Origin of the sequence: Streptomyces cadmiisoli, assembly GCF_003261055.1 — a bacterium.
Taxonomy (GTDB): domain Bacteria; phylum Actinomycetota; class Actinomycetes; order Streptomycetales; family Streptomycetaceae; genus Streptomyces; species Streptomyces cadmiisoli.
In genome coordinates this window covers 2,353,129-2,368,758 of the sequence record NZ_CP030073.1, presented here as the reverse complement: position 1 = coordinate 2,368,758, position 15,630 = coordinate 2,353,129, and the positions used below count along the sequence as shown (strand labels likewise).

Sequence of the window (15,630 nt, the reverse complement as noted above, 5' to 3'; positions counted from 1 at the left end):
TCACAGCAGTCCCAGGTCCACCGACTCGGCGAGGGCCGTCAGCCCCGCGTCCCCGGGGTGCAGGTGGTCGCCGCTGTCGTAGGCCGGAGCCAGCCGCGTCGGCTGCGACGGGTCCCGTGCGACCGCGTCGAAGTCCAGCACCCCGTCGAACACGCCGGTCTCCCGGATCCAGGCGTTCACGGCGGCCCGCTCGGCCTCCACGGCGGGCGTGCAGCCGGGCACCCCGCCGCACGGCAGGACGGTGGCCGCCAGTACCCGCAGGCCCCGGGCGTGCGCGCGGTCCGCGATCTCGCGCAGACCGGCGGTCACCCGCGCCGCGTCGGAGCCCGACAGCAGGTCGTTCACCCCCTCCAGGACGATCGCCGTGCGCGCCGAGGTCTGGGAAAGGACGTCCCGGTCGAGCCGGTGCAGCGCGCTCACCCCGGCCGTCTCCCGGGAGACCCCGTCCCCGGGATAGCGGTCGGAGAGCACCCGGTTGCCGGCGATGCCCTGGTTGAGCACGCCGTAGTGGGGGACGGCACGCTGGGCCGGCAGGCGGGTGGCCAGCACATCGGGCCAGCGCCGGTTGGCGTCCACCGTGGACCGGTCGCCGTCGGTGATCGAGTCGCCCAGTACGACGACCGACCCCGGCCCGCCGCCGACGTCCACCCCGGTCAGCAGCGGCCAGTTCGTCAGGACCGTGGGGTAGGCGGTCGCCGAGCCGTCCGCCGTGTGGTCGCCCGGTCCGCTCAGATACGACCGCTGCTGCGCGAGCCGGTGCGTGGGCGCCGCCGTGACCGTCCCCGGCAGATGGAAGCTGACCAGCAGATCGGCGCCGGCGGGCACCTCGAAGGCGAGCGGGTCGCTGTACGCCTGCGCCCCGGCCGGGATCTCGATGCCGGTCCCACCCCGGAAGGTCAGCGGCACCGGTGCGCCGCGGGCTGCCGCGCCCGTCGACCGTACGGCCACCGTGGCGCTGCCGATCCGTACCGGGGCCGCCGCGAAGGTGTTGTCGAAGCGCAGCCGCACCTGCGGCCCGCCCGCCGAGGTGTGCACCACCAGCCGCAGCGTGCGGTCGGTCCACGGTCCCACCGTCTGATACCCGGACGTCGCCGCCGCCCAGCTGCCCGTCCAGCCGTCGGCGGCCCCCCGCACGGACAGGGCGAAGACATGCAGCCCCGCCGCCCGGGGCAGCCGCACCGAGGCGACCGGACGGCCCGGCGCCACCGGCACCGTCACGACGTACAGTCGCGCCTTCTCGTCGCGGCGGCCCTCGACCGTGTTGACGTGGGGCAGGGCCACCGCCTTCGTGGCGAGCGGGCCGCGGCGCCAGTCCGGCGCGGTGAGGACGTAGGGGGAGCGGCCGCCGTCGGCGTACGTGACCGTGCCGGACCCGGTGACCTCGTCCCCGGAGGTGCCCGCGACCAGGAAGGCCAGCGCGTCGCCGGTGCCGTTCAGCCAAACGCTCTGGCCGTCGGCCAGGACGTTGTCCGGCTCGCCGGGCAGCCGGTCGGGCCAGGTCAGCCGGGCGCCCTGCACCGTCAGCGCACGGCCCGGCGTCCAGCCCGCGGCGGCCAGGTCCCGAGCCGACAGCGAGGCTCCGGAGCCGTCGAAGTCGGCCCCGGAGGGAGCGGAGTCGTCGCTGACCGCCGCGTTGTCGAAGAGGAGCGGCAGCGGCAGCGGCACGGAGGTCTCTTCGATGGTCCCCCGCGCCGAGGCCGTGGGCAGCGCGGACGCGCAGAGGACGAGGACGGCCGCCAGCCCCCGGACACCTCGGCGTACCAACCGGCTCTCCCGCTCCCTGTGATCCATGACGAGATCAACGACGGACGTGAAGCTAGGGACCGGGCGGCGGGCCGGTCAACGAACCATGCGCGAACTTGGCGTGAAACCGCCCGGACGACCGATCACCGGTGCCCGCGCGCCTGTGGTGCGCACGCGGGTGCGAATGACAGGCTGGAGGTATGAACATCCCTTTCCTGGGCCGCCGCCGTCCAAGGCCCGGGGTCCCCGACGCCACGGGCATCGACGAACTCCTGGCCGAGTGCGAGCTGCTCCGGTCCCAGGCGGGCCGGGCGGGCATCCAACTCGACGACACGGCCGCCTCGTTGGAAGGGCTCGACCAGCTGCTGCCGCGGTGGCGGGACGACGAGGAGACCCTGCCCTGGCTGGGCAACGACGCGGGCCTGTATTTGGGCACCGTGATCGTGCGCACCGTGCCGGGCGCGCAGTGGCGGATCTGGCCCGACGGCCAGCCGGTGGTGCGGCTGGAGTCGGGCCGCGAGTTCGATGTCGTGGCGGCCGGCCACGAGTGGGCCGCCAACGGCGTGCCCGAGCTGTCCCAGCTGTACGCCGAGGTCGCGGAGGCCTGACGCGCGGCGCCGGTCCGTGAAGCCCTGGCCCGACGTTCGAGGGGGTACGGTCAATGATCGAAAAGTGCGTGTCGTGCGTTAACTCTCTTTCGGGTCTGGATAGTTTGCGGCCACCGTGACACGGCTGGAAGTGAGTAGGGCTGAGCATGGCCGTAGATCCGCTGATCGAACTGCGTGACGTCAACAAGTACTACGGTGAACCGCGTGTCCCGCGGGACACGGGCCGCACCGTCGGCAGGGGAGAGGTGGTCGTGGCCGTCGGCCCGTCGGGGTCGGGGAAGTCCACGCCGCGCAGGGTGATCAACCGACCGGCGCCCGTCCGGTCCGGCACGGTCCCGCTCGGCGGCCGGCCGCTGACCGAGGAGGGCGGGACGCTCGCACGGCTGCGCGCCCACTGAGCGGGGCCATCGGCCGGCGCCGCCTCAGCGCGGACCGCCGCGCGGCCGACCCGGCGGCGCGTCCGCCACCGTCCCGCCCAACTCCCGTCCGGTACCGGCCCGTTCGCTCCGGGCGGGAGCCGGGTCGGGCGGGCGGCCGGGTCCGGGCCCCGCCGGGTCGGGGCAGCCCGCCGGACCTGGACTAAGATGTGCTGTTCATCCCTGTGGTGACCGGGGTCGCGAGGATCGCGGCCGCCGCGGGGAGACCGTTGCCCGGGTGGGGTCCGCGTGGCCCGACCGCAGGGGCGGCGGTACCCCGAGCCAGGCCCGCCCGGCGCCGGCCGCCGATCACTGCTCGCGCAGCGGAACCGACACGTACGACGGGTCGTTCGCCGGTGAGGAGAAGGTCAGCCGCGCGCCGGACGGGTTGTGCTCGATGTAGAGCGGGTCGACCGTGTCGACGACCAGGGCGAGACGGTGCCCTGCGGGGACGTCGTAGGCCGTGGAGAAGAGCTCCAGGTCGACGCCGAACGGCTTTCCGGGTGTGCGCCCGTGGAAGGTGTACGGCGCGTTGCTGACCAGCTTGCCGAGGCCGAGCGGGCCCACGTCGTACAGGTACGCGACGAGGGTTCCGCTCTCCTCGGTCGCCGTGACCGTGGTGTGCAGCCGCGCTGCACCGCGGACGCGCTGGGGGTTGCCGTACTTCTCCGACTGCCACACGGCGGCCCAGCGGCGCGGGAGCAGGGGGATCGACGCCACCGCTGGTGTGCGGGCGATCTGGTCGAGGACGCTCGACAGGAGGACGATCCCGCCGTCCGCGCCGGAGTTGACGTTCGTGCGGATCGTGGTCGTGCCGCTCAGGTCGAACTTCCGGTCGGCCGCGGCGACCGACTTCCAGTCCGGACAGCCCTCGTAGCGGCCCCCGGAGCGGGGCATGAGGCGGACCGGTGCCTCCCGGTCGACGCCGTTGTCCACGCCCTTGAGGTGATGGTCGAACCAGCGTCCGGTGTCCGTCCACACGTCGTTGGGCAGCCCGAACATTCCCGTCAGCTCGGCGGTGCCGTGGTCGCCGGGGCGCAGCGCGAGCCGCTTGGGGACGGTCAGCTTTTCGTAGAAGTCCGTGTACTGGTCGGGCGGGAAGACGGTGTCGCCCCACGCGTTGGCGAGCATCACCGCCGTGCCGTTGGCGTTGATCCGGTCGACATAGGTCGCGGGTGAACGTTTCTTCCCCCAAGCGATCATCTCCTCCTCCCGCTCCAGGCGGGAGGCGAAGAAGTCCGCGAGGATCTGCTGGAGTTCCGGACCGGGACGGCCGGTGAGGGTGCCGGTGCCGTTCAGCAGGGCGACCGCCTGGGAGTGCTGGGTGCGGCCGGAGTAGATCGACTCGATCAGGTCGGCCCAGCCGCTGAGCGCGGCGACCGCCCCGACCCGTTCGTCGTGGGCGGCGGCGAGCAGGCTGATGCCGGCTCCGTAGGAGACGCCCGCCATGCCGATGTGCCGGGCGTCGGCCGGGGTGTTGGCGAGGGCCCAGTCGATGACGCGGGACGCGTCGGCGACGTCGCGCGGGCCGCCGACCTCGATTTGGCCGCCGGACTGCCAGAAGCCGCGCACGTTGTAGCTGACCACGACGTATCCGGCGTCGGCCAGTCGCCGGGCCTGGGCCAGGTACTGGATCTGGGGCAGGCCCCAGCTGGTGGGCAGCACCAGCAGCGGGAAGCGGTCACCGGCGCCGGCGCCCCGCGGCGTGACGACGTTCGCCTTGAGGACCGTACCGCCGTCGCCGGTGATGTCGACGAAGTCGACGCTGCCGGTGGCCGCCCGGGCGGCGGGGGCCGGTCCGAGTGCGCCGCCGGTGACCAGGGCCGCCGAGAGGGAGCCCACGGCGGCCGTGCGCAGTAGCGTGCGAGGCAGTCCCACGGGTCACTCCTCACTTGTGCCGGTGCAAAGTGACCCGACGGTAGCCTCGCCGTTCCAAGCCGGGTAACCCGTCGGTAAGTTACGTGAAAGTAACAATCATTGAAACGCGCAGAAGCTAGGAGGCGCTCTGCGCGGCGTCGGGCGCCGCCGCCGGTATCGGGGCCAGGGCGGCACGTGTCACGTCCGCGACCACTTCGACGACGTCCGGGCCGTAGGCCTGCGAGTTGACCACCTTCAGCAGCAGGGCGAAGGTGCTGTTGCCGTGCTTCCTGGCCAGCCGTTCGTGGTTGCGGGCCAGGTAGCGGGTCGCCGCCTGGTTGGTGATCGCGCGCTGGCCGCAGAACAGGAACACCGGCCGCGCGCCGTCCTTGCGGCCCGCGGTCAGCCGCGCGAGCAGTACGTACTCGCTTCTGCCCGCCTCCAGCCGGTAGCGCTCGCTGCCGATCTGGAACGCGCCGCGGTCCGGCCCCGGTTCCGCGTCGACGTTGATCCGCACCCCGGGCATCAGACTGTGCAGATGCGCGGCCATCCGGCGGTTGGAGGCCGGTCCGCCGACACAGAACTCGGTGCGCTCGCCGAAGCCCTGCTGGGTCGCGTCGTGCGGTACGACCTGGGCGTTCGCGTTGCAGTCCTTGATCAGTGCGGAGAGTTCCAGCAGGGCGAAGACGTCGTGGCGCGTCACGGTCAGCTCCGGGCCGCCCGCGTCGCGGTTCACCACCAGCAGCGACTCGGAGTTGTCGGGCAGCCCGAAGAACGCCTGCTTCCGGCGCAGCCTGCGCTTCCAGAAGTAGGTGCGGGCGAGCCAGCCGATCATCGCGCTGAGGCCGGCCGCTGTCACGCCGAGGACGATGTTGCGCAGGTCGTCATTCATGGGCGCGCATGGTAGCGGGCGCGGGGAAACCGTGTTCGAAGGGTTTGCGCCGGGCCGGGTGAGGGGTTTGCGCCGGGCCGGACGCGGTACTCATGACGGGGGCATGGCAATGGAATAGGCTGCGCGGACGGTCCCTGACTGGAGGTGCGGATGCGTCGCCCTGTCGTGCGGAATCTGACGGTCCTCGCGGTGTCGGCCGCGGTGGTCTCGGTGGGCGCGGCCGCGCCACCGGCCCCGGCGACCGCACCCGCGGAGAAGGTCCCGGTGGCCGTCGGTCACGGCGGCGCGGTCGCGAGTGTCGACGCGGACGCCTCCGCGGCCGGTATCGAGGTGCTGAAGAAGGGCGGCAACGCCGTCGACGCGGCCGTCGCCACCGCCGCCGCCCTGGGCGTCACCGAGCCCTACTCGGCCGGCATCGGCGGAGGCGGCTACTTCGTCTACTACGACGCCAGGTCCCGGACGGTGCACACCGTCGACGGCCGCGAGACCGCCCCGCTGAGCGCCGACTCGGAGCTGTTCCAGGAGAACGGCAAGCCGCTCGCCTTCGCCGACGCCGTCAGCAGCGGACTGGCCGTCGGCACGCCGGGCACCCCCGCCACCTGGCGGACGGCGCTCGACAAGTGGGGCAGCAAGCGGCTCGCCACCCTGCTCGACCCGGCCGAGCGCCTCGCCCGGGACGGCTTCACCGTCGACTCCACCTTCCGCGCGCAGACCGCCGCCAACGAGACCCGGTTCCGCTACTTCCCGGACACCGCCGAGCTGTTCCTGCCCGGCGGCGAACTGCCCGTCGTCGGCTCCACCTTCAAGAACCCCGATCTCGCCCGCACCTACCGGCAACTGGGCCGCGAGGGCGTCGGCGCGATCTACCGCGGTGACATCGGCGACGACATCGTCGACACCGTCAACAAGCCCCCGGTGGACCCGGACTCGGGCTGGAACGCCCGCCCGGGAGAGCTGTCGGACAAGGACCTCGCGGTGTACCGCGCCAAGCTCCAGGCACCCACCAGGACCACCTACCGCGGCCTCGGCGTCTACTCCATCGCGCCCTCCTCCTCCGGCGGTACGACGGTCGGCGAGGCCCTGAACATCCTCGAAGGCCGCGACCTGTCCAAGGCGAGCGACGTCCAGTACCTGCACCGCTACATCGAGGCGAGCCGGATCGCGTTCGCCGACCGGGGGCGCTGGGTCGGCGACCCCGCCTTCGAGGACGTACCGACGAAGGAACTGCTCTCGCAGCGGTACGCCGACTCCCGCGCCTGCCTGATCAAGGACGACGCCGTCCTCACCAGCCCGCTCGCGCCCGGCGACCCGCGCCACCCGGCGCGCTGCGCCACCGGCGGGAAGGCCGCGCCGACGACCTACGAGGGCGAGAGCACCACGCATCTGACGGTGGCCGACAAGTGGGGCAACGTCGTCGCCTACACCCTCACCATCGAGCAGACCGGCGGCAGCGGCATCACCGTCCCCGACCGCGGCTTCATCCTCAACAACGAGCTGACCGACTTCTCCTTCGCCGCCGCCAACCCGGCCGTGCACGATCCGAACCTGCCCGGCCCCGGCAAGCGGCCGAGGTCGTCCATGGCGCCGACGATCGTGCTGGACCAGCGGGCCAGGCCGGTCGTCGCGCTCGGCACTCCCGGTGGCGCGACCATCATCACCACGGTGCTCCAGACGCTGACCGGGTTCCTCGACCGGGGGCTGCCGCTCGTCGACGCGATCGCCGCGCCGCGCGCCAGTCAGCGCAACGCCGCCCAGACCGAACTCGAACCCGGCCTGTACGACAGCCCGCTGAGGAAGCAGCTGGAGGCCCTCGGGCACTCCTTCCGGCTCAACCCGGAGATCGGCGCCGCCACGGCCGTGCAGCGGCTGCCGGACGGGAAGTGGCTGGCGGCCGCGGAGAAGGTACGGCGCGGCGGCGGTTCGGCGATGGTGGTGCGGCCGGCGCGATGAGCGCCGGGACCGGCGACGGGGCACACCCGTCCCCGGGGCCCGGCTCCGGGGCACGCCTGCCCGGCCCGGGGTGCGAGGCAGGCCGGCCCGGGGCGGGACGCGGGGCGGACGGGAATCGTCCGGCAGCGCGGGCGGACAGGCTCTAGGCCGCCGTGCGCTCCGTGCGGAAGGCGAGTCGTTCGTCCGTCACGTCCACGATCACCCGGTCGTCCTCGGTCACCGTGCCGTCCAGGAGCAGCCGGGAGAGCCGGTTGTCGACCTCGCGCTGGATCGTGCGGCGCAGCGGGCGGGCGCCGTACTCGGGCTGGTAGCCCTCGCGGGCCAGCCAGTCGACGGCCGGGTCGGTGAAGTCGATGGTGATGCCCTGCGCGTGCATCAGCCGCCGCGTGCCTTCCAGCAGCAGGTTGGTGATCCGGTGCAACTGCTCCGGGGTGAGCTGGCGGAAGACGACGATCTCGTCGATGCGGTTCAGGAACTCCGGACGGAAGTGCTCGCGCAGCGGACGCAGGATCTGCTCGCGGCGTGCCTCCTCGTCGGCCTCCGCGCCGCCCGATCCGAAGCCGATGCCGGCACCGCGCCGGGTGATCGCCTCGGAGCCGAGGTTGCTGGTCATCACGATGACCGTGTTGGTGAAGTCCACCGTGCGGCCCTGCGAGTCGGTGAGACGGCCGTCGTCGAGGACCTGGAGGAGGATGTTGAAGACGTCCGGGTGCGCCTTCTCCACCTCGTCCAGCAGAAGCAGTGAGTACGGGTACCGGCGTACGACCTCGGTGAGCTGGCCGGCCTCCTCGTGCCCGACGTAGCCGGGCGGGGCGCCGACCAGCCGGCTGACGGTGTGCCGCTCCTGGTACTCGCTCATGTCCAGACGGACCATCCGGTCCTCGCTGCCGAACAGCGCCTCGGCGAGCGCACGGGCCAGTTCGGTCTTGCCGACACCGGTCGGACCGAGGAACAGGAAGCTGCCGATCGGCCGGGCGGGGCTGGACAGTCCCGCGCGGGAGCGCAGCACGGCGTCGGCGACGACGCGGACCGCTTCCTCCTGGCCGACCACCCGCTGGTGCAGATGGTCCTCCAGGCCGAGCAGCCGGTCCTTCTCCTCCTCGGTCAGACGGCTCACCGGGATGCCGGTCACCCGGGACACGACCTCGGCGATCGCCTCCGCGGTGACCTCCAGGTGCTGCCCCTCGTCGGCCTCCCCGTCGCCGGTGGCCAGGGCGATGCGCTGCTTCAGGTCCGTGATCCGGTCGCGCAGTCGCACGGCCTGCTCGTAACTCTCGTCCGCGACCGCCTGGTCCTTGTCCCGGGTCAGCTGCTCGGCCTCCCGCTCCATGGCCCGTACGTCCGTGCCCTTGGTGCGGGCCCGCAGCCGCACCCGCGCCCCGGCCTGGTCGATCAGGTCGATCGCCTTGTCGGGCAGACGGCGGTCGGTCAGGTAGCGGTCGGACAGGTCGACGGCGGCCATCAGCGCCTCGTCGGTGTAGCGGACCTGGTGGTGGGCCTCGTAGCGGTCGCGCAGCCCGCGCAGGATCTCCATGGCGTCGGCGGTGGTCGGCTCGGGGACCAGGATCGGCTGGAAGCGGCGGGCGAGGGCGGCGTCCTTCTCGATCCTGCGGTACTCCTCCAGCGTGGTGGCGCCGACGATGTGCAGCTCACCGCGGGCCAGCGCCGGCTTGAGGATGTTGCCGGCGTCCATGGAGCCGCTCTCGCCGCCCCCGCCCGCGCCCACCACGGTGTGCAACTCGTCGATGAAGATGATCAGCTGGTCGGAGTGGGCGCGGATCTCGCCCACGATGTTGTTCATCCGTTCCTCGAAGTCGCCCCGGTAGCGGGTGCCCGCGACCACGCCGGTCAGGTCCAGGGCGACCACACGGCGCCCGGTCAGCACGTCGGGCACGTCGCCGTCGGCGATCCGCTGGGCCAGGCCCTCCACGATCGCCGTCTTGCCGACACCCGCGTCGCCGATGAGCACCGGGTTGTTCTTGCCGCGCCGGGAGAGCACCTCGATGGTCTGCTCGATCTCCTCGTCCCGGCCGATCACCGGGTCGATCCCGCCCTGGCGCGCCAGGTCGGTCAGGTCCCGGCCGTACTTGTCGAGGGTCGGCGTCGAGGAGGCCCGGGGGCGTTCGGTACGGGTCTGGGCGGACTCCGCCGCCTCCGGCGGCAGTCCGTCGGGCGCGAAACGGGCCGCGTTGAGGATGTGCCCGGCGGCGGAGTCCGGGTTGGCGGCCAGGGCGGTGAGCACGTGCTCGGGGTTGATGTAGCCGGTGCCGCTCGCCCGGGCCAGGTCGTGCGCGTCCAGCAGGGCGCGTTTGACGGCCGGGGTGAGGGCCAGCGAGGTGGGCGGGGGCGCCTCGCCCTGCGGGTGCTGCACCGGGCCGGAGCGCTCGTCGATCTCCGACGCCAGGGAGTCGGGATCGGCGCCGGAGCGGCTGAGCAGGCTGCGGGTCGGTTCGGTGGTGAGCGCGGCCCGCAGCAGATGCTGGGTGTCCAGGTCGCGGCTGCCGTGCTCGGCGGCGTACTGGGCGGCGCTGCGCACCAGATCCCGGGCCGGCTGGCTGAGCAGCCGCCCGATGTCGACCCGCCGCGGACCGGGACGCGGACCGCTGAAGAAGCGGGCCAGGAATTCGCCGAAGGGATCCGAGTCGTCGTAGCCCTCTGGGCCGCTGAAGCCGCTGGTCATGGCCTTCCGTTCCAGGTGTCCCGGAGGGGTGCCCCCGCGGGCGGAACCCGGCACGCGGGGAAACGCCCGGGACGCCCTGTGTACTCGACGTGCCGGTACGGACGCGGGTGCCCGGACGTGTCCCGGTCACATCTGGGCGGGCTCGTAGAACACCTTCGCACGATCGATGCCGTCGGGCACCTTCGGCGCCGGTCGACCGCTGCTCGCTCGCCGCCCCGCGCCGCCGCGTCGGGCGCCCGCCGCCCCCCGCGCCGCGGCCCCGACGCACCTCGCACGCGTGCCGCCGTACCCCGCACCGGGCCCGATCCAAGACCCCGCACCGAGCCCGATCGAATCCCGCGCCGCCCCGGCCGTTCCCGCCCCCGCGCGCCCGAGCCCCGGCCGTTCGTGCGCGCCGCACCCCCCGCCGTTCCTCGCGGCGCGTGACGTTCAGCGGGTCGTCAGGATGCGCGGGCCCGTCTCCGTGACGGCCACCGTGTGCTCGGCGTGGGCCGCGCGCGAGCCGTCGTCGGTGCACAGGGTCCAGCCGTCCGGTGCCGCGTGGTAGCCGTCGCGACCACCGGCGATGACCATGGGCTCGATGGCGAGGACCATGCCGTGCCGCAACGGCATACCGCGGCCGGGGCGGCCCTCGTTCGGGACCCCCGGGTCCTCGTGCATCCGGCGGCCGATGCCGTGGCCGCCGAAGCCCTCCGGGATGCCGTACCCGGCCGCGCGGCACACCGAGCCGACGGCGTGGGCGATGTCCCCGATGCGGTTGCCGACGACCGCCGCCTCGATACCGGCGGCGAGGGCCCGCTCGGCGGTCTCGACCAGCCGCAGATCGGCCGCGCGGGGCCGGCCCACGACGAAGCTGATGGCCGAGTCGCCCGCCCAGCCGTTGAGTTGGGCCCCGCAGTCGATCGAGACCAGGTCGCCGTCGCGCAGCCGGTACCGGGTGGGGATGCCGTGCACGATCGCGTCGTTCACCGAGGCGCAGATGACGGCGGGGAAGGGCGTGGGCGCGAAGGAGGGCCGGTACCCGAGGAACGGGGAGGTCGCGCCCGCGTCGCGCAGCACCGCGCGGGCCACCTCGTCCAGTTCCAGCAGGGAGACGCCCACGTCCGCGGCCTCGCGGACGGCGGTCAGCGCGCGCCCGACGATCCGGCCGGTCTCCGCCATGGCGTCGATCGATGTGTCTGTCTTCAGCTCCACCATGCCAATTACTATACCGGTATTAGAATGGTGGCATGGTACGCACTCCTCTCACCCCGGAAGAGCGGGAACGCGGCGAGCGGCTGGGCCGGCTGCTGCGCGACGCCCGCGGTGGCCGCAGCATGGCGGAGGTGGCCGCGCGTGCGGGCGTCTCCGCGGAGACCCTGCGCAAGATCGAGACCGGCCGCGCCCCGACGCCCGCGTTCTTCACGGTCGCCGCGCTGGCCCGCGCTCTCGGCCTGTCGATGGACGAACTGGCCGGAGCCTGCGCACCGGTCGGCGTCTGACGCCATCGCCGCGGAACGGGCTAACCGGGCGCGGCGCGCCGCCGCCTGAAAACTCCCCGTAGCCGGTCTGTAACACGGCGGGTGTTGGCTACCGGCCGTAGTGCTCCGGTCTTGCGGGGGTAGCGCGATGGCAGTGGATCAACACCCTTCCCGGGTACGGGAGTTCGCGAACTATCTGGACGGCCTGTTGGCCCGCCTGGATCAACGCGGCGGGTGGTGCGCGGTGTTCTGGCAGCGCGACGCCGAGGGCATGCGCGCCTGCCTCGACGGGCGGGAGGTGCCGCCGTGGGACGTGGTGGAGGCGCTTCTGGACGATCTCGCCGTGGCGTACGGCCCCGAGGTCGCCGTCCCGGAGAAGGAGCGGGTCCGCCCCCTGCACGCCGAGGCGCTGCTCGCGTACGACACCGGGGTCGGCGGACGCGACGCCCTCGGCGACCGGCTCGACGTCATGCTCCGCGAGCAGCGCTACGCCGCCGAACGGCTGGCCGACCTGGACCGCCGGCTCGCCTGCGTCGCCACCCGGCAGGACGCCGACGCCATCCGCGTCGACCTCGCCTGGGCCCGTGACGACCACGTCCGGGCCTCGGCCCGGTGTGCCGAACTGCGCTCCCGCATGGCGGAGTTGGACCGGCGCGCGGCGCACGGCCGGATGCGCGCGGCCAGGGCGCGCGGCGCGGGGGAGGGGCCGGTGCTGTACACCAGGAGCGGCGGACACGGGGCCGAGAGTCCCGTCGCCCCCGCCTCGCGGCCCGGACCGGACCACCTGGCCCCGTCGCCCCGTCCGGCCCGGCATCCCCAGGCGTCCGGGGCGCCGCCCTCGACGCCGGACGCGCCCGCCGCCGCACGCGAATCCGCCACCCCCCACGACCCGCCGCCCGCCCCTCGTCCCGCCAAGGAGCGCAAACGCCGGCGCGGCGGCGCCCGCTTCGCCGGCCTGGCCGACGACGACGGGGCCGCACCCGTGGTCGTACCGCCGGAGACGGGTCCGGCACCGCCCGCACCGCCCGAGCCGGTCGCCACGACCGATGGCGCCCCGCGCGGAGCCCGCTTCGCGGGTGCCGCCGCCGAGCCGGCCGAGGAACCGCCGGACGCGCGGGCCGATCCGCCGGACGCGCAGGCGCGCAGGGAGATCGCCGGGATCGTCGGGACACTGCTCCGGTTGCGCGGCGAGGGGCGCACCGGGGAGGCGCACATGCTGCTCGTCGAGGCCGCTCACTGGCCCGCCGCCCGCTTCCCGCTGCTCGCCGCCGAGATGGAGCGCGCCGGGCTCGGCGCCGACTGGGCGACCCTGCTGTGGGAGGCCGCCTCACTGCCCGCCGGCCGGCTGGTCGGCGCGGCCGACGCGCTGGTCGCGGCGGGCCGGACCGCGGACGGGGAGCAGATGCTCCGGCAGGGCGTCGCCCGGCCGCCCGGCGAGATCGGCGGGTCCGTGCTCGCCCTGACCGCGGAGGGCCGCCGGCGCGAGGCGCGCGCACTGCTCGACACCTACGTGCGGGCGCGCAGCCCGGAGGAGGCCGCCCGCAGCGCCGAACCCGACCCGCAGACCCTGGTGCCGCTGCTGCTGGAGGCCGCGCGGCGCGTCTCCGACGAGCGGCACTGGGATCTGGTGCACGCCCTCCGGGTGGCCGGACTCACCTCCTGAGCGCCGCCGTCGATCACCCACAGGAGTGTGAAACGCCGCCGACTGCGCGGGTTGGCGACGATGGTCTTGGCAAGGACTTCCCCGAGGCATACGTTCGTGCCTCTACGGCCCGCGTCTACGGGCGTAGAGGCGCTGACGTCCCGTCGAAGGAGCAGCTCATGGCGAACGTCGTCCGTGCCGCTCTGGTCCAGGCCACCTGGACCGGCGACACCGAGTCCATGGTGGCGAAACACGAGGAGCACGCCCGTGCGGCGGCCCGGCAGGGCGCCCGGGTCATCGGGTTCCAGGAAGTCTTCAACAGTCCCTACTTCTGCCAGGTGCAGGAGCCGGAGCACTACCGGTGGGCCGAGCCGGTGCCCGACGGGCCCACCGTGCGGCGCATGCGGGACCTCGCACGCGAGACCGGCATGGTCGTCGTCGTACCGGTCTTCGAGGTCGAGCAGTCCGGCTTCTACTACAACACCGCCGCCGTCATCGACGCGGACGGCTCCTACCTCGGCAAGTACCGCAAGCATCACATCCCGCAGGTCAAGGGCTTCTGGGAGAAGTACTACTTCAAGCCCGGCAACCTGGGCTGGCCCGTCTTCGACACGGCCGTCGGCAGGATCGGCGTGTACATCTGCTACGACCGGCACTTCCCGGAGGGCTGGCGGCAACTCGGACTCAACGGCGCCCAGTTGGTGTACAACCCGTCCGCCACGCACCGCGGTCTGTCGTCCCACCTGTGGCGTCTGGAACAGCCCGCGGCGGCCGTGGCCAACGAGTACTTCGTCGCCGCGATCAACCGGGTCGGCGTCGAGGAGTACGGGGACAACGACTTCTACGGGACGAGCTACTTCGTCGATCCGCGCGGACAGTTCGTCGGCGAGCCGGCCGGTGACAAGGCCGAGGAACTCGTCGTCCGCGACCTCGACTTCGACCTCATCGAGCAGGTGCGGCAGCAGTGGGCCTTCTACCGCGACCGCCGCCCCGACGCCTACGAAGGGCTGGTGCAGCCGTGACCAAGGACCTGCTGGGCCGACACCGGGCCGTGCTGCCCGACTGGCTCGCCCTCTACTACGACGAGCCGCTGGAGATCACCCACGGCGAGGGCCGCCACGTCTGGGACGCCGAGGGCAACAGGTACCTCGACTTCTTCGGCGGCATCCTGACGACGATGACCGCCCACGCCCTGCCCGAGGTCACCAAGGCGGTCACCGAGCAGGCCGGGCGGATCATCCACTCCTCCACGCTGTACCTCAACCGTCCGATGGTGGAACTCGCCGAGCGGGTGGCCCAGTTGTCCGGCATCCCGGACGCCCGGGTCTTCTTCACCACCTCGGGCACGGAGGCCAACGACACCGCGCTGCTGCTCGCCACGACCCACCGGCGCAGCAACACGATCCTGGCGATGCGCAACAGCTACCACGGCCGCTCCTTCAGCGCCGTGGGCATCACCGGCAACCGCGGCTGGTCGCCGACCTCGCTGTCCCCGCTCCAGACGCTGTACGTCCACGGAGGGGTGCGCACGCGGGGCCCGTACGCCGCGCTCAGCGACCCCGAGTTCATCGACGCCTGCGTGGCGGACCTGACCGACCTGATCGGCCACACCCGCCCGCCGGCCGCGCTGATCGCCGAACCGGTCCAGGGCGTGGGCGGCTTCACCTCGCCGCCGGACGGTCTGTACGCGGCCTTTCGCGAGGTCCTCGACGCACACGGCATCCTGTGGATCGCCGACGAGGTGCAGACCGGCTGGGGCCGCACCGGCGACCACTTCTGGGGCTGGCAGGCGCACGCGAGCGCGGGCCCGCCGGACATCGTCACGTTCGCCAAGGGCATCGGCAACGGGATGTCCATCGGCGGGGTCGTCGCCCGCGCCGAGATCATGAACTGCCTGGACGCCAACAGCATCTCGACCTTCGGCGGCACCCAGATCACCATGGCGGCGGGCCTGGCCAACCTCACGTACCTGCTGGAGCACGACCTCCAGGGCAACGCCCGCCGGGTCGGCGGACTGCTCATCGAGCGGCTGCGCGCCGTCGCCGCGCAGGTGCCCGCCGTCCGGGAGGTGCGGGGGCGCGGACTGATGATCGGCGTCGAGATCGCGCGGCCCGGCACCGACGAGGCGGATCCGGCGGCGGCCACCGCCGTGCTGGAGGCGGCCCGCGCGGGCGGTCTGCTCATCGGAAAGGGAGGCGGCCACGACTCCAGCGCCCTGCGGATCGCCCCGCCGCTGTCCCTGACCGTCGCGGAGGCCGAGGAGGGCGCCGCGATCCTCGAACGCGCTCTGAGGAGCATCGGCTAGTGCCGTGGCAGGCAACGTTTGCCCGTCGAGGAGCGGCGTGCGGTGCGTGCTCTCGGCGTGCCGGCCGGAAGTCCTCG

General features: G+C 73.3%; 11 protein-coding genes and 1 pseudogene. 7 read left to right on the top strand and 5 right to left on the bottom strand.

Going from position 1 to position 15,630, the window contains the following annotated elements:
- Window positions 1-1,791, bottom strand: coding sequence for an SGNH/GDSL hydrolase family protein (locus DN051_RS09860; protein ID WP_112438528.1), 1,791 nt, complete (start codon window positions 1,789-1,791; stop codon window positions 1-3).
- 152 nt (window positions 1,792-1,943) lie between these two features.
- Between DN051_RS09860 and DN051_RS09855 the strand changes: the two genes are divergently transcribed.
- On the top strand, window positions 1,944-2,351 hold the full coding sequence (locus tag DN051_RS09855) for a DUF6278 family protein (protein WP_053761131.1): 408 nt from the start codon (window positions 1,944-1,946) through the stop codon (window positions 2,349-2,351).
- 146 nt (window positions 2,352-2,497) lie between these two features.
- A pseudogene (locus tag DN051_RS09850) lies at window positions 2,498-2,743 on the top strand (ATP-binding cassette domain-containing protein); the annotation flags it as partial.
- A 333-nt stretch (window positions 2,744-3,076) separates the two neighbouring features.
- On the opposite strand, the gene DN051_RS09845 reads toward DN051_RS09850, so the two are convergent.
- Both DN051_RS09845 and DN051_RS09840 read right to left on the bottom strand, forming a co-directional pair.
- Entirely contained in the window at window positions 3,077-4,645 is a 1,569-nt protein-coding gene (locus DN051_RS09845; RefSeq protein ID WP_112438526.1) for an alpha/beta fold hydrolase, read from the bottom strand.
- 115 nt (window positions 4,646-4,760) lie between these two features.
- Window positions 4,761-5,516 (bottom strand): hypothetical protein, encoded by a 756-nt coding sequence (locus DN051_RS09840; protein ID WP_199314912.1) that lies wholly within the window; start codon window positions 5,514-5,516, stop codon window positions 4,761-4,763.
- Window positions 5,517-5,666: 150 nt separating this feature from the next.
- On the opposite strand from DN051_RS09840, the gene ggt reads away from it, so the two are divergent.
- Entirely contained in the window at window positions 5,667-7,466 is a 1,800-nt protein-coding gene (ggt, locus tag DN051_RS09835) for a gamma-glutamyltransferase (protein ID WP_053761134.1), read from the top strand.
- A gap of 142 nt (window positions 7,467-7,608) precedes the next feature.
- Here the strand turns inward: ggt and DN051_RS09830 are convergent, their stop codons facing one another.
- Window positions 7,609-10,146 carry an ATP-dependent Clp protease ATP-binding subunit gene (locus DN051_RS09830; protein WP_053761135.1) on the bottom strand — a complete coding sequence of 846 codons (2,538 nt, stop codon included), beginning with the start codon at window positions 10,144-10,146 and terminating at the stop codon, window positions 7,609-7,611.
- 429 nt (window positions 10,147-10,575) lie between these two features.
- Window positions 10,576-11,343: a type I methionyl aminopeptidase gene (map, locus tag DN051_RS09825; protein WP_053761136.1), complete on the bottom strand. Its 768-nt coding sequence runs from the start codon at window positions 11,341-11,343 to the stop codon at window positions 10,576-10,578.
- Window positions 11,344-11,375: 32 nt separating this feature from the next.
- On the opposite strand from map, the gene DN051_RS09820 reads away from it, so the two are divergent.
- The 4 genes from DN051_RS09820 to DN051_RS09805 all read left to right on the top strand — a co-directional run bounded on the left by DN051_RS09820 (window position 11,376) and on the right by DN051_RS09805 (window position 15,553).
- Complete coding sequence (locus DN051_RS09820) at window positions 11,376-11,627, top strand: helix-turn-helix domain-containing protein (protein WP_112438525.1); 252 nt, start codon at window positions 11,376-11,378, stop codon at window positions 11,625-11,627.
- Between the two features lie 127 nt (window positions 11,628-11,754).
- Window positions 11,755-13,269 (top strand): hypothetical protein, encoded by a 1,515-nt coding sequence (locus DN051_RS09815; protein WP_112438524.1) that lies wholly within the window; start codon window positions 11,755-11,757, stop codon window positions 13,267-13,269.
- 158 nt (window positions 13,270-13,427) lie between these two features.
- Complete coding sequence (locus DN051_RS09810) at window positions 13,428-14,270, top strand: nitrilase-related carbon-nitrogen hydrolase (RefSeq protein WP_112438523.1); 843 nt, start codon at window positions 13,428-13,430, stop codon at window positions 14,268-14,270.
- Complete coding sequence (locus DN051_RS09805) at window positions 14,267-15,553, top strand: aspartate aminotransferase family protein (protein WP_112438522.1); 1,287 nt, start codon at window positions 14,267-14,269, stop codon at window positions 15,551-15,553. Before DN051_RS09810 ends, DN051_RS09805 begins: the two co-directional genes overlap by 4 nt.
- Window positions 15,554-15,630 lie beyond the last annotated feature (77 nt).